Origin of the sequence: Massilia sp. AB1, assembly GCF_018119385.1 — a bacterium.
Classification (GTDB): Bacteria; Pseudomonadota; Gammaproteobacteria; order Burkholderiales; family Burkholderiaceae_D; genus Telluria.
The window spans coordinates 185,017-201,593 of sequence record NZ_JAGKSG010000003.1 but is presented as its reverse complement, the minus strand read 5'-3'; the positions used below and the strand labels follow the sequence as shown (position 1 = coordinate 201,593).

Annotated in this window: 17 protein-coding genes; all 17 read left to right on the top strand. The window is 63.6% G+C overall.

What is annotated here, in order from left to right; genetic code table 11:
• Nucleotides 1–3: 3 nt before the first annotated feature.
• From J8847_RS03435 to ispD, 17 genes are read left to right on the top strand one after another with little or no spacing between them, the layout of a single operon-like run.
• Nucleotides 4–480 (top strand): NADH-quinone oxidoreductase subunit B family protein, encoded by a 477-nt coding sequence (locus J8847_RS03435; protein ID WP_020654624.1) that lies wholly within the window; start codon nucleotides 4–6, stop codon nucleotides 478–480.
• A 15-nt stretch (nucleotides 481–495) separates the two neighbouring features.
• Nucleotides 496–1,089, top strand: a complete 594-nt coding sequence (locus J8847_RS03430; RefSeq protein ID WP_211523275.1) for an NADH-quinone oxidoreductase subunit C — start codon at nucleotides 496–498, stop codon at nucleotides 1,087–1,089.
• Nucleotides 1,089–2,342 (top strand): NADH-quinone oxidoreductase subunit D, encoded by a 1,254-nt coding sequence (locus J8847_RS03425; protein ID WP_211523274.1) that lies wholly within the window; start codon nucleotides 1,089–1,091, stop codon nucleotides 2,340–2,342. Before J8847_RS03430 ends, J8847_RS03425 begins: the two co-directional genes overlap by 1 nt.
• 15 nt (nucleotides 2,343–2,357) lie before the next feature.
• Complete coding sequence (gene nuoE / locus J8847_RS03420) at nucleotides 2,358–2,834, top strand: NADH-quinone oxidoreductase subunit NuoE (RefSeq protein ID WP_211523273.1); 477 nt, start codon at nucleotides 2,358–2,360, stop codon at nucleotides 2,832–2,834.
• Nucleotides 2,831–4,126: an NADH-quinone oxidoreductase subunit NuoF gene (gene nuoF, locus J8847_RS03415; protein WP_211520220.1), complete on the top strand. Its 1,296-nt coding sequence runs from the start codon at nucleotides 2,831–2,833 to the stop codon at nucleotides 4,124–4,126. The genes nuoE and nuoF overlap by 4 nt, the downstream gene beginning before the upstream one ends.
• 21 nt (nucleotides 4,127–4,147) lie before the next feature.
• Nucleotides 4,148–6,490 (top strand): NADH-quinone oxidoreductase subunit NuoG, encoded by a 2,343-nt coding sequence (gene nuoG / locus J8847_RS03410; protein ID WP_211523272.1) that lies wholly within the window; start codon nucleotides 4,148–4,150, stop codon nucleotides 6,488–6,490.
• The gene (gene nuoH / locus J8847_RS03405) at nucleotides 6,490–7,572 is read left to right on the top strand and encodes an NADH-quinone oxidoreductase subunit NuoH (protein ID WP_211523271.1); all 1,083 of its coding nucleotides are present in this window, start codon (nucleotides 6,490–6,492) and stop codon (nucleotides 7,570–7,572) included. Before nuoG ends, nuoH begins: the two co-directional genes overlap by 1 nt.
• A 15-nt stretch (nucleotides 7,573–7,587) precedes the next feature.
• Entirely contained in the window at nucleotides 7,588–8,076 is a 489-nt protein-coding gene (gene nuoI / locus J8847_RS03400) for an NADH-quinone oxidoreductase subunit NuoI (RefSeq protein WP_211523270.1), read from the top strand.
• 18 nt (nucleotides 8,077–8,094) lie between these two features.
• The gene (locus J8847_RS03395) at nucleotides 8,095–8,763 is read left to right on the top strand and encodes an NADH-quinone oxidoreductase subunit J (protein ID WP_211523269.1); all 669 of its coding nucleotides are present in this window, start codon (nucleotides 8,095–8,097) and stop codon (nucleotides 8,761–8,763) included.
• Nucleotides 8,760–9,068, top strand: coding sequence for an NADH-quinone oxidoreductase subunit NuoK (gene nuoK, locus J8847_RS03390; protein WP_211520215.1), 309 nt, complete (start codon nucleotides 8,760–8,762; stop codon nucleotides 9,066–9,068). Before J8847_RS03395 ends, nuoK begins: the two co-directional genes overlap by 4 nt.
• Nucleotides 9,069–9,104: 36 nt before the next feature.
• Nucleotides 9,105–11,168 carry an NADH-quinone oxidoreductase subunit L gene (gene nuoL / locus J8847_RS03385; RefSeq protein WP_211523268.1) on the top strand — a complete coding sequence of 688 codons (2,064 nt, stop codon included), beginning with the start codon at nucleotides 9,105–9,107 and terminating at the stop codon, nucleotides 11,166–11,168.
• Nucleotides 11,169–11,189: 21 nt separating this feature from the next.
• On the top strand, nucleotides 11,190–12,689 hold the full coding sequence (locus J8847_RS03380) for an NADH-quinone oxidoreductase subunit M (RefSeq protein ID WP_211523267.1): 1,500 nt from the start codon (nucleotides 11,190–11,192) through the stop codon (nucleotides 12,687–12,689).
• A 16-nt stretch (nucleotides 12,690–12,705) separates the two neighbouring features.
• A complete protein-coding gene (nuoN, locus tag J8847_RS03375) occupies nucleotides 12,706–14,214 on the top strand; it encodes an NADH-quinone oxidoreductase subunit NuoN (protein ID WP_211523266.1) in 1,509 nt (502 codons plus the stop codon).
• 4 nt (nucleotides 14,215–14,218) lie between these two features.
• Entirely contained in the window at nucleotides 14,219–14,554 is a 336-nt protein-coding gene (locus tag J8847_RS03370; protein WP_211523265.1) for a DUF2818 family protein, read from the top strand.
• Between the two features lie 55 nt (nucleotides 14,555–14,609).
• On the top strand, nucleotides 14,610–15,167 hold the full coding sequence (locus J8847_RS03365) for an NUDIX domain-containing protein (RefSeq protein WP_211523264.1): 558 nt from the start codon (nucleotides 14,610–14,612) through the stop codon (nucleotides 15,165–15,167).
• Between the two features lie 4 nt (nucleotides 15,168–15,171).
• Complete coding sequence (locus J8847_RS03360; RefSeq protein WP_211523263.1) at nucleotides 15,172–15,867, top strand: hypothetical protein; 696 nt, start codon at nucleotides 15,172–15,174, stop codon at nucleotides 15,865–15,867.
• Nucleotides 15,867–16,577 (top strand): 2-C-methyl-D-erythritol 4-phosphate cytidylyltransferase, encoded by a 711-nt coding sequence (ispD, locus tag J8847_RS03355; RefSeq protein WP_211523262.1) that lies wholly within the window; start codon nucleotides 15,867–15,869, stop codon nucleotides 16,575–16,577. The genes J8847_RS03360 and ispD overlap by 1 nt, the downstream gene beginning before the upstream one ends.

The following is a 16,577-nucleotide window of genomic DNA, read 5'->3' as shown; positions in this document are numbered from 1 at the left end:
GCCATGGCAATTGAAGGCGTATTAAACGAAGGTTTCATTACCACCACAGCCGATAAGCTGATCAACTGGGCGCGCACGGGATCGATGTTCCCGATGACGTTCGGTCTGGCATGCTGCGCGGTCGAGATGATGCATGTGGGCGCCGCCCGCTACGATCTCGACCGTTTTGGCATTGTGTTCCGCCCATCGCCGCGCCAGTCGGACGTCATGATCGTCGCCGGCACGCTGTGCAACAAGATGGCTCCCGCACTGCGCAAGGTCTACGACCAGATGGCCGAGCCGCGCTGGGTCATTTCGATGGGCTCCTGCGCCAACGGCGGCGGCTACTACCACTATTCGTACTCGGTGGTGCGCGGCTGCGACCGCATCGTTCCCGTCGACGTCTACGTGCCGGGCTGCCCGCCGACCGCGGAAGCGCTCCTGTACGGCATCATGCAGCTGCAGAACAAGATCAAGCGCACCAATACCATCGCGCGCTAAAAACAGCGATTTACCATGACGACTAAACTCGAAACCCTTGAACTCGCCCTGAAAAATGCACTGGGCGAGGGCGCAGCAATCAGCTCGGCGCTGGGTGAAGTGACCGTGGTGGTCAAGGCCGCCGACTACCTGCAAGCCATGCAGACGCTGCGCGACGACCCGAGCCTGCGCTTCGAAGAACTGATCGACCTGTGCGGCGTCGACTACTCGCAATATGGCGAGGGCACCTGGGACGGCCTGCGCTTCGCGGTCGTGACCCACCTGCTCTCGATCGAGCACAACTGGCGCGTGCGCGTGCGCGTGTTCTGCCCGGACGACGACATGCCGCTGGTCGAATCGGTGACCGGCATCTGGCGTGCGGCGAACTGGTACGAGCGCGAAGCGTTCGACCTGTACGGCATCCTGTTCGACGGCCACGGCGACCTGCGCCGCATCCTGACCGACTATGGCTTCATCGGCCACCCGTTCCGCAAGGACTTCCCGATCTCGGGCTATGTCGAGATGCGCTACGACCCTGAACAGAAACGCGTGATCTACCAACCCGTGACGATCGAGCCGCGCGAGAACATCCCGCGCGTGATCCGCGAAGAAACCTACGGGACGAAATAATGGCTGAGCTTAAGAATTACACCCTGAACTTTGGTCCGCAGCACCCGGCAGCGCACGGCGTGCTGCGCCTGGTGCTGGAACTCGACGGCGAAGTGATCCAGCGCGCCGACCCGCACATCGGCCTGCTGCACCGCGCGACCGAGAAGCTGGCCGAGACCCGCACCTACCTGCAGTCGGTCCCGTACATGGACCGCCTGGACTACGTCTCGATGATGTGCAACGAGCACGGCTACGTGCTGGCAGTGGAAAAGCTGCTGGGCATCGAAGCGCCGGTGCGCGCGCAGTACATCCGCGTGATGTTCGACGAAATCACCCGTATCCTGAACCACCTGATGTGGCTGGGCGCGCACGCGCTGGACATCGGCGCCATGGGTCCCTTCCTGTACGCCTTCCGCGACCGCGAAGACCTGTTCGACGTCTATGAAGCCGTGTCGGGCGCGCGCATGCACGCGGCCTACTACCGCCCGGGCGGCGTCTACCGCGACCTGCCGGACGCCATGCCGCGGCACCGCGAATCGCCGATCCGCTCGAAGAAGGCCATCGACGACCTGAACCGCGACCGCCAGGGCTCGGTGCTGGACTTCATCGACGCGTTCACGAAACGTTTTGATGGCTATGTCGACGAATACGAGACCCTGCTGACCGATAACCGTATCTGGAAGCAGCGTACCGTGGGCATCGGCGTGGTCTCGCCGGAAGACGCGAAAGCCATGGGCTTCACCGGCGCCATGCTGCGCGGCTCGGGCATCGCCTGGGACCTGCGCAAGCAGCAGCCGTACGCGGTCTACGACAAGATGGACTTCGACATCCCGGTCGGCACCAACGGCGACTCCTACGACCGCTACCTGGTGCGTATCGAAGAGATGCGCCAGTCGAACCGCATCATCAAGCAGTGCGTGAAGTGGCTGGCCGTGAATCCGGGCCCGGTCATGATCGACAACAACAAGATCGCGCCGCCGAACCGCATGGACATGAAGTCCAACATGGAATCGCTGATCCACCACTTCAAGCTGTTCACCGAAGGCTTCCACGTGCCGGAAGGCGAGGCCTATGCGGCGGTCGAGCACCCGAAGGGCGAGTTCGGCATCTACATCGTGTCCGACGGCGCCAACAAGCCTTACCGCCTGAAGATCCGTACCCCGGACTATGCCCACCTGCAGAGCCTGGACGAAATGGCGCGCGGCCACATGATCGCGGACGCCGTCACCATCATCGGCACGCAGGACATCGTGTTCGGCAGTATCGACCGATAAGAAGGACGCTAGATTATGTTATCGCAGGAAACCTACAAGAAGATCGATCGCGAGCTGGCCAAGTACCCAGCCGATCAACGCCAGTCGGCCGTGATGGCCTCGCTGGCCCACGCCCAGGTCGAACTGGGCTGGCTGTCGCCGGAAACCATGCAGGAAATCGCCGACTACATCGGCATGCCGGCGATCGCCGTGCAGGAAGTGGCGACCTTCTACAACATGTACAACATCAAGCCGGTCGGCAAGCACAAGATCACCGTGTGCACCAACCTGCCTTGCGCATTGTCGGGCGGCGAACGCGCCGGCCAGCGCCTGAAGGACAAGCTCGGGATCGATTATCGCGACACCACTCTAGATGGCCAGTTCACCCTGATCGAAGGCGAGTGCATGGGCGCGTGCGGCGACGCACCGGTCATGCTGGTGAATAACCATCGCATGTGCTCGTTCATGAGCGACGAGAAGATCGACGCCCTGGTAGAGGAACTCAAGAAATGACCAGCCTGCACGACCGTCACATCAATCCCCTGATCCTGAAGGATCTGAACGGCGACAACTGGCGCCTGGCCGACTACGTCAAGCGCGGCGGCTATTCGGCCCTGCGCCGCATCATCGAAGAGAAGATCGCGCCTGAAGCCATCATCGCCGACCTGAAGACCTCCGGCCTGCGCGGCCGCGGCGGTGCGGGCTTCCCGACCGGCCTGAAGTGGAGCTTCATGCCGCGCCAGTTCCCGGGCCAGAAATACCTCGTCTGCAACACCGACGAAGGCGAACCGGGCACGTTCAAGGACCGCGACATCATCCGCTACAACCCGCACGCGCTGATCGAAGGCATGGCCATCGGCGCCTACGCGATGGGCATCACCGTGGGCTACAACTACATCCACGGCGAGATCTTCCAGGAATACCTGCGCTTCGAGGAAGCGCTGGAAGAGGCGCGCGCCGCCGGCTTCCTGGGCGACAAGATCATGGGTTCGGAATTCTCGTTCCAGCTGCACGCCCACCACGGCTACGGCGCCTACATCTGCGGCGAAGAGACCGCGCTGCTCGAGTCGCTGGAAGGCAAGAAGGGCCAGCCGCGCTTCAAGCCGCCGTTCCCGGCCTCGTTCGGCCTGTACGGCAAGCCGACCACCATCAACAACACCGAGACCTTCGCGGCCGTCCCCTTCATCCTGAACATGGGCGCCGAGAACTACATGGGCCTCGGCAAGCCGAACAACGGCGGCACCAAGATCTTCTCGATCTCGGGCGACGTCGAACGTCCGGGCAACTATGAAGTCCCGCTGGGCACTCCGTTCGCCAAGCTGATGGAGCTGGCCGGCGGCATGCGCGGCGGTAAGAAGATCAAGGCCGTCATCCCGGGCGGTTCCTCGGCTCCCGTGATCCGCGGCGAAGTCATGATGGACACCGACCTCGACTACGATTCGATCGCCAAGGCCGGCTCGATGCTGGGCTCGGGCGCCGTGATCGTCATGGACGAGACCCGCTGCATGGTCAAGTCGCTGCTGCGCCTGTCGTACTTCTACTACGAAGAATCCTGCGGCCAGTGCACCCCGTGCCGTGAAGGCACCGGCTGGATGTACCGCATGGTCCACCGCATCGAGCACGGCAAGGGCCGTCCTGAAGACATGGACCTGCTGAACAACATCGCTTTCAACATCAAGGGCCGCACCATCTGCGCCCTGGGCGATGCAGCAGCGATGCCGGTCGAAGCGATGATCAAGAACTTCCGCGAGGAATTCGAATATCACATCGAGCACAAGCACTGCCTCGTGCCCGCATACCTTTAAACCAGGTCAGGTAACGATCAAATGGTTGAAATTGAATTAGACGGCAAGAAAGTCGAAGTCGCACCAGGTTCCATGGTGATGGACGCCGCAAACAAACTCGGGACCTATATCCCGCACTTCTGCTATCACAAGAAATTGTCGATCGCAGCGAACTGCCGCATGTGCCTGGTCGAAGTGGAGAAGGCGCCGAAGCCGATGCCTGCCTGCGCGACCCCGGTCTCGCCGGGCATGATCGTGCGCACCCACAGCGACAAGGCCGTGCAGGCCCAGAAGTCGGTGATGGAGTTCCTCCTCATTAACCACCCGCTGGATTGCCCGATCTGCGACCAGGGCGGCGAATGCCAGCTGCAGGACCTGGCCGTCGGCTACGGCAAGAGCGGCTCGCGCTACGAAGAAGAGAAGCGCGTGGTGGCCCCGAAAGAGGCCGGCCCGCTGATCTCGATGGAAGAGATGTCGCGCTGCATCCAGTGCACCCGTTGCGTGCGCTTCGGCCAGGAAGTGGCCGGCGTGATGGAATTCGGCATGGTCGGCCGCGGCGAGCACTCGGAGATCACCACCTTCCTCGGCAAGACCGTCGACTCGGAAGTGTCGGGCAACATGATCGACCTGTGCCCGGTCGGCGCGCTGACCAGCAAGCCGTTCCGCTACACCGCGCGTCCGTGGGAACTGCAGCGCCGCCGTTCGGTGTCGCCGCACGATTCGCTGGGCACCAACCTGATCGTCCAGGTCAAGGGCGGCAAGGTCATGCGCGTGCTGCCGCTGGAAAACGAAGCCATCAACGAATGCTGGATCTCGGACAAGGACCGCTTCTCGTACGAGGCGCTGGACAATGCCGACCGCCTGGTCAACCCGATGATCAAGCAGGGCGGCGTGTGGCAGGAAACCGACTGGCAGACCGCGCTGGAATACGTGGCCCACGGCCTGCGTAACATCCGTCACGAGCATGGCGCCGACAGCATCGCCGCCGTCGCCACCGCCAGCTCGACCCTGGAAGAACTTTACCTGCTGAACAAGACCGTGCGCGGCATCGGTTCGGACAACATCGACTTCCGCCTGCGCCAGAGCGACTTCGGCCTCACCGGCCAGGTCACCCCGTGGCTGGGCATGCCGATCGCCGCACTGAGCAAGCTCAAGCGCGCGCTGGTCATCGGTTCGAACCTGCGCAAGGACCACCCGCTGGTCGCCACCCGCCTGCGCGCCGCCACCAAGGCCGGCGCCAAGCTGTCGCTGGTGGGCGCGTCGAACGACGACCTGCTCATGCCGATCGCGAACAAGCTGATCGCCGCGCCGACCGACTGGCTGGCAGCGCTGTCCGAAGTGGTCGTGGCTGTCGCCGCCGCCAAGGGCGTCGCTGCGCCGGCTGGCTTCGACGGCATCGAAGCCGGCAACGCCGCCAAGGGCATCGCCGCTTCGCTGGTCGTCGCTGGCGACGTGGAACTGCCGGGCGCCATCCTGCTGGGCAATGCCGCAGGCAACCACCCGCAAGCTTCCAAGATCCACGCCGCCGCGCAGTGGATCGCCGAAGCAACGGGATGCACCTTCGGCTACCTGGTCGAAGGCGCCAACACCGTGGGCGGCTACCTGGTAGGCGCCACCTCGGGCAAGAACGAAGCCGTGTTCGCTTCGCCGAAGAAGGCCTATGTGCTGCTGAACGCCGAGCCGGAACTGGATGCGGCCAACCCGCAGCAGGCCCTGGCCGCGCTGCAGGGCGCCGAGATGGTCGTGGCGATGTCGCCGTTCAAGCACGGCATGGACTACGCCGACGTGCTGCTGCCGGTCTCGCCGTTCACCGAGACCGCCGGTACTTTTGTGAACTGCGAAGGCCGCGCGCAGAGCTTCAACGGCACCGTGCGTCCGCTGGGCGAAACCCGTCCGGCCTGGAAAGTGCTGCGCGTGCTGGGCAACCTGCTGGGCCTGTCGGGCTTCGACTACGAGACTTCGGAATCGATCCGCGACGAAGCGCTGGGCAAGGGCAACACCGACCTGTCCGCCAAGCTGAGCAACGCCGCCAAGCTGGCGCCGGAAGCAGGCATGTACGCTAGCGCCGGCCAGCTCGAGCGCGTCACCGACGTGCCGGTCTACTTCACCGACGCGCTGGCGCGCCGTTCGGAGCCGCTGCAGCGCACCGTAGCCTCGAACGCGCCGCTGGTCTCGCTGTCGAAAGCCGTCGCCGAACAGCTCGGCGTGAAGGCGGGCGACACCGTCAAGGTGACCCAGGGTTCCGGCAGCGCCGTCCTGGTGGCCGACGTGGATGCGGGCCTGCCGTCGAACGCCGTGCGCGTCGCCGCCGGCCATCGCGCGGTCGCGACCCTCGGCGCCATGTTTGGCGAAATCAAAGTTGAAAAAGCAGGGGAGGGCAAGTAATGGCAACGCCCGGTTATATCGATAGTTTCTATGAATTCGGCGCCGCCAGCCCGATCGCGCCGGTCTGGCCGCTGATCTGGACCGTCCTGAAAATCGTGGTGGTCCTGCTGCCGCTGATGGGCCTGGTCGCCTACCTGACCCTGTGGGAGCGCAAGCTGATCGGCTGGATCCAGATCCGCGTGGGCCCGAACCGCGTGGGTCCGGGCGGCCTGCTGCAGCCGATCGCCGACGCGCTCAAGCTGCTGCTCAAGGAAATCGTCATCCCGACGAAAGCCACCCGCAGCCTGTTCGTGATCGGCCCGATCATGACCATCATGCCGGCCCTGGCCGCCTGGTCGGTCGTGCCTTTCGGCCCGCAAGCGGCGCTGGCGAACGTCAACGCCGGCCTGCTCCTGCTGCTGGCGATTACTTCGATGGAAGTCTACGGCATCATCATCGCCGGCTGGGCCTCGAACTCGAAGTACTCGTTCATGGGCGCGATGCGCGCCTCGGCCCAGATGATCTCCTACGAAATCCCGATGGGCTTCGTGATGGTCGTGGTGCTGATGGTCTCGGGCAGCCTGAACTTCTCGGACATCGTGGCAGGGCAGGGCGTCGGTACCTTCGCGTCCATGGGCCTGACCTTCCTGTCGTGGAACTGGCTGCCGCTGCTGCCGCTGTTCATCATCTACTTCGTCTCCGGCCTGGCCGAGTGCAACCGCCACCCGTTCGACGTGGTGGAAGGCGAATCGGAGATCGTCGCCGGCCACATGGTGGAATATTCGGGCATGTCCTACGCGATGTTCATGCTGGCGGAATACGCCAACATGATTCTGATCGCGACCCTGGCATCGATCATGTTCCTGGGCGGCTGGCAAGCACCGTTCGGCTTCCTGGAATTCGGCCCGGTCGGCGGCTTCTTCTGGCTGTTCGCGAAGATGTTCCTGCTGGTCTCGATGATGATCTGGGTCCGCGGCACCTTCCCGCGTTACCGCTATGACCAGATCATGCGCCTGGGCTGGAAAGTCTTCATTCCGCTGACCCTGATCTGGCTCGTCCTGGTGGCTGCCGTGATGCAGTCCCCGTGGAACATTTGGAAGTAAGGAAGCAGAAATCAAATGAATCGAGTTAAAGAAATCCTCGGCAGCCTGATGCTGTCCGAACTCTTCAAGGGCCTGGCCCTGACCGGCAAGTATGCGCTGTCGCGCAAGATCACGGTCCAGTACCCGGAAGAGAAGACCCCGATGTCGAACCGCTTCCGCGGCCTGCACGCGCTGCGCCGCTATCCCAACGGGGAAGAGCGCTGCATCGCCTGCAAACTGTGCGAGGCGGTCTGCCCGGCCATGGCCATCACGATCGAGTCGGCGCAGCGCGAAGACGGCACCCGCCGCACCACGCGCTACGACATCGACCTGACCAAGTGCATCTTCTGCGGCTTCTGCGAAGAGTCCTGCCCGGTCGATTCGATCGTCGAGACCCACGTGCTGGAGTACCACGGCGAAAAGCGCGGCGATCTCTACTACACCAAAGAGATGCTGCTGGCCGTCGGCGACCGCTACGAAGCCGACATCGCCGCCGCCCGCCAGGCGGACGCGAAATACCGATAAGAAGAGGCTGTCAAAGTCATGGAATTTACAACTGCTTTGTTCTACGTGTTCGCGGCCGTGATGGTGGTGGCCAGCGTGCGCGTCATCACCGCCAAGAACCCGGTCCACGCCGCGCTGTTCCTGGTGCTCGCCTTCTTCAACGCGGCCGGCATCTGGCTGCTGCTGAAGGCCGAGTTCCTCGCCATCGTGCTGGTGCTGGTCTATGTCGGCGCCGTCATGGTGCTGTTCCTGTTCGTCGTCATGATGCTCGACATTAATATCGACCGCATGCGCGAAGGCATCTGGGGCCACCTGCCGCTGGCGGCCAGCATCGGCGCACTGATCGTGCTCGAAATGGGCGCCGTCCTGTACCGTTCGTTCAGCCAGTTCGAGCAGTCCGCTGCCGCTGCCGGCGCCAACATCGGCGGCACCAAGGAGCTGGGCCTCTTGATCTACACCAAGTACATCTACGGCTTCGAAATCGCCGCCGTGGTGCTGCTGGTGGCGATCATCGCCGCCGTCGCCCTGACCCTGCGCAAGCGCAAGGACACCAAAGCAATCGACCCGGGCCTCGCGGTTCGCGTCAAGCGTAACGACCGCCTGCGCATCGTCAAGGTGGAAGCGGTCAACCAGCGCGCCATCGATGCTGCCAATGCTGAAAAAGCAGCCGCAGCCGCTGCCGCCGCCGCACCGAAGGAGGCACAATGACTTTGTCGCTCGCACACTACCTGGTCCTGGGCGCGATCCTGTTCGCGATCTCGGTGATCGGCATCTTCCTGAACCGGAAGAACATCATCATCCTGCTGATGGCCATCGAACTGATGCTGCTGGCGGTGAACCTGAACTTCGTCGCGTTCTCGCACTACCTGGGCGACGCGGCGGGGCAGATCTTCGTGTTCTTCATCCTGACCGTCGCGGCCGCCGAATCGGCAATCGGCCTGGCGATCCTGGTGGTCCTGTTCCGTAACCTGGACACGATCAACGTGGAAGACCTCGACAGCCTGAAGGGCTGATGTCGGCTTGGTAAACAATAACGAATAAGGTTCAACATGGCGGGGCAAATTCTCAACCCTAATCTTTTACTGGCGGTGCCCCTGGCGCCGCTCGCAGGCTCGGCGATCGCCGGCCTGCTCGGCACCAAGTTCTTTGGCAATGTCGTCGGCCGCAAGGTGTCGCATACCGCGACCATCCTGGGCGTGCTGATCGCGCTGATCATCTCGGTCCAGACCCTGATGGCGGTGCTCGACGGCGCCAGCTTCAACGGCGACATCTACACCTGGATGACGGTCGGCACCCTCAAGATGGCGGTCGGCTTCCAGATCGATACGCTGTCGGCGATGATGATGTGCGTGGTGACCTCGGTGTCGCTGATGGTCCACATCTACACGATCGGCTACATGGCCGAGGACGAAGGCTACAACCGCTTCTTCTCGTACATCTCGCTGTTCACCTTCTCGATGCTGATGCTGGTCATGTCCAACAACTTCCTGCAGCTGTTCTTCGGCTGGGAAGCGGTGGGCCTGGTCTCGTACCTCCTGATCGGCTTCTGGTATACCCGCCCGACCGCGATCTTCGCGAACATGAAGGCCTTCCTGGTCAACCGCGTGGGTGACTTCGGCTTCATCCTGGGCATCGGCCTGCTGCTGGCAGCCTCGGGCACCATGCAGTACAACGAAGTGTTCGCGCAAGCCGACAAGCTGGCCGGCATGACCGTGCCCGGCCTGGGCTGGCCGCTGCTGACCGCCGCCTGCATCTGCCTGTTCATCGGCGCGATGGGTAAATCCGCGCAGTTCCCGCTGCACGTCTGGCTGCCGGACTCGATGGAAGGCCCGACCCCGATCTCGGCGCTGATCCACGCCGCGACCATGGTTACCGCCGGCATCTTCATGGTCTCGCGCATGTCGCCGCTGTTCGAGCTGTCGGATACCGCACTGTCCTTCGTGATCGTGATCGGCGCCATCACCGCGCTGTTCATGGGCTTCCTGGGCATCATTCAAAATGACATCAAGCGCGTCGTCGCTTACTCGACCCTGTCGCAGCTGGGCTACATGACCGTCGCGCTGGGCGCCTCGGCCTACTCGGTGGCCGTGTTCCACCTGATGACCCACGCCTTCTTCAAGGCGCTGCTGTTCCTCGGCGCGGGTTCGGTCATCATCGGCATGCACCACGACCAGGACATGCGCAACATGGGCGGCCTGCGCAAGTACATGCCGATCACCTGGATCACCTCGCTGCTCGGCTCGCTGGCCCTGATTGGCACCCCGTTCTTCGCCGGTTTCTACTCGAAGGACTCGATCATCGAAGCAGTGCACGCTTCCAATATCCCCGGCGCAGGCTTTGCGTACTTCGCGGTGCTGGCCGGCGTGTTCGTGACCGCCTTCTACTCCTTCCGCATGTACTTCATGGTGTTCCATGGCGAATCGCGCTGGAACAACCCGCAGCCGCATAGCGAAGGCCACGATTCGGACGCGCACCACGAAGAAGACGAACACGGTGACGACCACCACCACCACGGCCTGCAGCCGGGCGACAAGCCGCACGAGTCGCCTTGGGTCGTGACCCTGCCGCTGGTCCTGCTGGCGATCCCGTCGGTCATCATCGGCTACATCGCGATCGGCCCGATGCTGCACGGCGACTTCTTCAACAATGTGATCTTCGTCGGCGAGAACCACGGCGCGATGGAAGCCCTGCGCGAAGAATTCCACGGCGCCGCCGCCATGGCGATCCACGGCCTGCAGACCGCACCGTTCTGGCTCGCCCTGGCCGGCGTGGCACTGGCTTACTACTGCTACATGGTCAACCCGCGCGTGCCGGCCTGGTTCTACGCCAAGTTCAAGCCGCTGCACACCCTGCTGGACAACAAGTACTACATGGACAAGTTCAACCAGTTCGTGTTCGCCGGCGGCGCGCGCGCCGTGGGCGGCGGCCTGTGGAAAGTGGGCGACCGCGGCCTGATCGACGGCCTGATGGTCAACGGCAGCGCCAAGCTGGTGGGCTGGTTCTCGGGCATCACCCGTGTGGCCCAGACCGGCTACCTCTACCACTACGCGTTCGTGATGATCGCCGGCGTGCTGGGGGCCCTGCTGTACTTCTTCCCGTTCTGGCGCGGTTAATCAGAGGCAGAGAAAACAAAAATGATGCAGTCAACGATTTCTACATTTCCACCTTACCTGAGCCTCGCGATCTGGCTTCCGGTGCTGTTCGGCCTGATCGTGCTGGCCGTCGGCCGCGACAAGAATGCCGGCCTGACCCGCATGCTGTCGCTGGTCGGCGCCGTGGTCAGCTTCCTGCCGACCCTGCCGCTGATCGCGAACTTCGACAATGCCGCCCACGGCATGCAGTTCTATGAGTCCGCATCCTGGATCGAACGCTTCAACGTGTTCTACAAGCTGGGCGTGGACGGCCTGTCGCTGTGGTTCGTGCCGCTGACCGCCTTCATCACCATCATCGTGGTGCTGGCGGCGTGGCAGGTGATCGAGGAGCGCGTGGCCCAGTACATGGGTTCCTTCCTGGTCCTGTCGGGCCTGATGATCGGCGTGTTCTGCGCCATGGACGGCCTGCTGTTCTACTTCTTCTTCGAAGCCACCCTGATCCCGATGTACATCATCATCGGCGTGTTCGGCGGCCCGAACCGTGTGTATGCGGCATTCAAGTTCTTCCTGTACACCTTCTTCGGCTCGCTGCTGACCCTGGTCGCGATCGTCTACCTGTACAACATGTCGGGTTCCTTCGACATCCTGGAATGGCACCGCCTGCCGCTGACGATGAAGGAGCAGGTCCTGATCTTCATCGCCTTCTTCATGGCCTTCGCCGTGAAGGTCCCGATGTGGCCGGTGCACACCTGGCTGCCGGACGCCCACGTGGAAGCGCCGACCGGCGGTTCCGTGGTGCTGGCCGCGATCATGCTGAAGCTGGGCGCCTACGGTTTCCTGCGCTTCTCGTTGCCGATCACCCCGGACGCCTCGCACTACCTGGCCCCGGTCGTCATCGTGCTGTCCCTGATCGCCGTGATCTACATCGGCCTGGTGGCCCTGGTCCAGAAGGACATGAAGAAACTGGTCGCTTACTCGTCGATCGCCCACATGGGCTTCGTCACCCTGGGCTTCTTCATGTTCAACGACCTGGGCGTGCAGGGCGGCCTGATGCAGTCGATCTCGCACGGCTTCGTGTCGGGCGCGATGTTCCTCTGCATCGGCGTGCTCTACGACCGCGTCCACTCGCGTGAAATCGCCGACTACGGCGGCGTGGTCAACACCATGCCGAAGTTCGCGGCCTTCGCCGTGCTGTTCTCGATGGCCAACGCCGGCCTGCCTGCCACCTCGGGCTTCATCGGCGAATTCATGGTCATCCTGGGCGCCGTCGAATTCAACTTCTGGACCGGCCTGCTGGCTGGCACCGCCCTGATCCTGGGCGCCGCCTACTCGCTGTGGATGGTCAAGCGCGTCGTGTTCGGTGCCATCGTGCACAAGCACGTGGCCGAGCTGACCGACCTGAACGGCCGCGAGTTCGCCATCCTGGGCGTCCTGGCCATCGCCACCCTGTGGATGGGCCTGTACCCGGCGCCGATCGCCGAAACCCTGCAGACTTCGGTCGCGGACCTGCTGCAGCACGTTGCAGTCAGCAAGCTGCCCTAATTAAGCCATGAACGAAATGACTACGACTATGCAAGCGGCGACCGACGTCAACCTGGCGCCGGTCTATGCTGAAATCTTCCTGCTGATCGCGGCTTCCGCGATCCTGCTGATCGACATGTTCCTGAAGGAGGGCAAGCGCACCCTGACCTACGCGCTGACCCTCCTGACCATCGCCGGCTGCGGCGTGCTGACCATGGCCGACTTCAACACCGGCGCGACCGTGTACACCTTCAATGGCATGTACGTGGCCGACCCGATGTCGAACCTGCTCAAGCTGTTCACCTACCTGGCCACCGCCATGACCCTGGTGTATTCGCGCCAGTACGCGGGCGACCGCAGCATGATGTCGGGTAACCTGGGCGGCGAGTTCTATGTGCTCGCGCTGTTCTCGATGCTGGGCCAGATGATCATGATCTCGGGTAACAGCATGCTGTCGCTCTACCTGGGCCTGGAACTGATGTCGCTGTCGCTGTACGCCCTCGTGGCCCTGCGCCGCGACCACGCCGTCTCGACCGAAGCCGCGATGAAGTACTTCATCCTGGGCGCGCTGGCCTCGGGCTTCCTGCTGTACGGCATCTCGATGATCTATGGCGCCACCGGTTCGCTGGACATCACCACCATCGGCCAGGTGACTGCCGACGCCGAAGCGGGCAACCGCACCATCCTGGTGTTCGGCCTGGTGTTCCTGGTGGCCGGCCTGGCCTTCAAGCTGGGCGTGGTGCCTTTCCACATGTGGGTGCCGGACGTCTACCAGGGCTCGCCGACCGCCGTGACCCTGCTGCTGGGCGGCGCACCGAAGCTGGCGACCTTCGCCATGGTGATCCGCGTGCTGGTGGAAGCACTGCCGTCGGTCGCCTTCGACTGGCAGCAGATGCTGATGGTCCTGGCCGTGCTGTCGCTGGCCTTCGGTAACATCACCGCGATCGCGCAGACCAACATCAAGCGCATGCTGGCTTACTCGACCATCGCGCAGATGGGCTTCGTCCTGCTCGCCATGGTGGTGGGCGTGGTCGACGGCAATACCGAGAACGCCGCCGGCGCCTACAGCGCCGCGATGTACTACGCCATCACCTACGTGCTGACCACGGTCGGCAGCTTCGGCCTGATCATGATGCTGGCGCGCGCCGGCCACGAAGCCGAGCACATCGTCGACTTCAAGGGCCTGGGCAAGCGCAGCCCGTGGTTCGCGATCGTCATGACCATCATGATGTTCTCGCTGGCAGGCGTGCCGCCGATGGTGGGCTTCATGGCCAAGTGGGCCGTGCTGCAAGCCGTCGCCAACGCCGGTATGGTGTGGCTGGCCGTCGTGGCGGTGATGTTCTCGCTGATCGGCGCCTACTACTACCTGCGCATCGTCAAGACCATCTGGTTCGACGACGCGGTGGACACCAACGCGATCCACACCCCGGCCGACATGCGCGCCGTGATGTCGCTCAACGGCATCGCCGTCGTGGTGCTGGGTATCGTTCCGGGCTGGCTGCTGGCGGTGTGCTACACCACCATGCAGGCGACCCTCGCAAAATAAGCTGGTGGACGTTTCACTGGCAGTCTGGCTGGTGGTCGCCCTGTCCGTGGCGGCCGCCAACCTGCCTTTCCTCACCGAGCGCGTGTTCGGTTTCATTCCCCTGCCTCCCGGCGAGGGACCCACGCCCGGTGGCGAAGCGCGTGTCAAGCGCTTCCATGTGCGCCTCCTCGAGTTAATTGTTTTATACTTCCTTGTCGGCGCGGTAGCCCGGCTGCTGGAATCCCGGATCGGCGGCGCGTTCGCCCAGAACTGGGAGTTCTATGCGGTCACCGCCTGCCTGTTCCTCGTGCTGGCGTTTCCCGGTTTCGTGATTCGGTACCTGCGCAAGCGGCGTTCCTGATTTCCCGTTGGGGGATGCGCGGCCGAAGGTCCCTGTTCCCCCAACTGGAGTCTGCATGTCCGTGGAATTGAAAGAAACCCGCCTCGACGGCGGCGTCGTCTACGATGGTCCCTTCCTCAAGGTCGAACGCGACCGCATCCGTCTCCCCGACGGCTCGACCAGCCACCGCGAATTCATCCGCCACCCCGGCGCCGTGGTGATCCTGCCGCTGCTGCCCGACGGCCGCGTGCTGCTGGAGCGCCAGTTCCGCTATCCGAACGCCCAGGTCTTCATCGAGTTCCCGGCCGGGAAGATCGACCCGGGCGAAGACCACCTGGACTGCGCCAAGCGCGAGCTGGAAGAAGAGACCGGCTATACCGCGGCCAAATGGCGTTTCGTATGCACCATCCACAACGCCATCGCCTATTCGGACGAGCACCTGGAGCTGTTCCTGGCGGAAGAACTCACCGCCGGCGAGCAGAAGCTGGACGACGGCGAATTCCTCGAGACCTTCGCGGTCACCGTTCCCGAACTGCTGGGCATGGTCCAGCGCGGCGAGATCACCGACGTCAAGACCATCATCGGCGCCTTCTGGCTGGAAAAGATCCTCTCGGGCAGCTGGACGCCCGCCTGATGCGATGAGGCTGCTGCCTGCGCTCTTGCTGTCGTGCTGGATACCGCACGCAGCGGCGCAGGCGCGCACCGAGTTGCAGGCGCGCTGCGAAGACACGCTGGGCAGCACGGTGTCGGTCCTGGCCAGCCGCCAGCAGGGCTACCGGCTCGACCATTCCCGTTCCTACCACGACCTGACGCGCATGAAGGGCAGCGCGCGCAGGAACGCCTATGTCCTCGGCCTGACCCACACCGAGTCGCGGGTCAGCATCAAGGTCGAGGGCAAGATGCTGAGCGACCCGGCCACCGGCTACGAATGCATCGCTCCGCGCGTCGAGGTGCTGCTGTCCTACCTGCCCATCGTCGTCTACGTGGGCCGCGAGTTTCCGGCGGGCTCCTGCGCCTACCAGGAGGTGCTGGCCCACGAGATGCGTCATCTCAACACCTACCTCGACTACCTGCCCAAGGCCGAGGCCAGGGTGCGTGCGGCGCTGGCGCAACGCTTCCAATCCAAGCCCCTGTACGCGCGGCTCGGCCAGGCGCAGACTCTGCTCCAGCGTGAGCTCGATACCGGCTGGATGTCCTATATTAAAAGCGAGATGGCGCGCGTCGAGACCCTGCAGGCGGCCATCGATTCGCCGCAGGAATACGCCCGCCTCGGCAAGGTTTGCGCAGGTGAGGTACAGTCTCTGATTAAAGAGGCAAGACGAAGCAAGACGTAATGACAAACACAGCAATTCCGAAATACGTGGCATTGATTCCGGCGGCCGGAGTCGGCGCGCGCATGGCCGCGGGCTGCCCCAAGCAATACCTGCCGATCAACGGCAAGCCCATGCTGCGCCACACGATCGAGGCCTTCCTGTCCAGCCCCCTGGTCGCCCACACCTATGTGGTGGTCAGCCCCGGCGACGCCTACATCGACGCCATCCTGCCGGAGCAGGGCGTTACCGTATTGCGCTGCGGCGGCGCCACCCGCATGGAATCGATCCGCAACGGCCTGCACCAGCTGAGCACGACGCTGACCGAACACGACTGGGTGCTGGTGCACGACGCCGCGCGGCCAGGGCTGAACGCCGAACTGATCGCGCGTCTGATCGGGGAGACCGGCGCGCATCCGGTCGGCGGCCTGCTGGCCTTGCCGGTGGTCGACACCGTCAAGCGCAGCGTGGCGGACGAGGTGACGACCGTGCCGCGCGACAGCCTGTGGCTGGCCCAGACCCCGCAGATGTTCCGCCACCGCCTGCTGCTGCGCGCGCTCGAGGCGGCCACCGACCCGAATGCGATTACCGATGACGCCAGTGCGGTTGAAGCGCTCGGACTGGCCCCCAAGTTGGTGGAAGGGCATCCGTGCAACCTGAAGGTGACGCTGCCGGCCGATATCCGGATCGCCGAGATGTACCTGGCCGCGTCCCAACCGATTGAGAAGAACTGA

Coding starts and splice junctions, on each gene's coding strand:
- J8847_RS03430 (WP_211523275.1), top strand. CDS start 496: ATGACGACTAAACTCGAAACCCTTGAACTCGCCCTGAAAAATGCACTG.
- nuoG (WP_211523272.1), top strand. CDS start 4,148: ATGGTTGAAATTGAATTAGACGGCAAGAAAGTCGAAGTCGCACCAGGT.
- J8847_RS03380 (WP_211523267.1), top strand. CDS start 11,190: ATGATGCAGTCAACGATTTCTACATTTCCACCTTACCTGAGCCTCGCG.
- nuoK (WP_211520215.1), top strand. CDS start 8,760: ATGACTTTGTCGCTCGCACACTACCTGGTCCTGGGCGCGATCCTGTTC.
- J8847_RS03365 (WP_211523264.1), top strand. CDS start 14,610: ATGTCCGTGGAATTGAAAGAAACCCGCCTCGACGGCGGCGTCGTCTAC.
- J8847_RS03435 (WP_020654624.1), top strand. CDS start 4: ATGGCAATTGAAGGCGTATTAAACGAAGGTTTCATTACCACCACAGCC.
- J8847_RS03425 (WP_211523274.1), top strand. CDS start 1,089: ATGGCTGAGCTTAAGAATTACACCCTGAACTTTGGTCCGCAGCACCCG.
- nuoN (WP_211523266.1), top strand. CDS start 12,706: ATGACTACGACTATGCAAGCGGCGACCGACGTCAACCTGGCGCCGGTC.
- nuoH (WP_211523271.1), top strand. CDS start 6,490: ATGGCAACGCCCGGTTATATCGATAGTTTCTATGAATTCGGCGCCGCC.
- nuoI (WP_211523270.1), top strand. CDS start 7,588: ATGAATCGAGTTAAAGAAATCCTCGGCAGCCTGATGCTGTCCGAACTC.
- nuoE (WP_211523273.1), top strand. CDS start 2,358: ATGTTATCGCAGGAAACCTACAAGAAGATCGATCGCGAGCTGGCCAAG.
- J8847_RS03360 (WP_211523263.1), top strand. CDS start 15,172: ATGAGGCTGCTGCCTGCGCTCTTGCTGTCGTGCTGGATACCGCACGCA.
- J8847_RS03395 (WP_211523269.1), top strand. CDS start 8,095: ATGGAATTTACAACTGCTTTGTTCTACGTGTTCGCGGCCGTGATGGTG.
- ispD (WP_211523262.1), top strand. CDS start 15,867: ATGACAAACACAGCAATTCCGAAATACGTGGCATTGATTCCGGCGGCC.
- nuoL (WP_211523268.1), top strand. CDS start 9,105: ATGGCGGGGCAAATTCTCAACCCTAATCTTTTACTGGCGGTGCCCCTG.
- nuoF (WP_211520220.1), top strand. CDS start 2,831: ATGACCAGCCTGCACGACCGTCACATCAATCCCCTGATCCTGAAGGAT.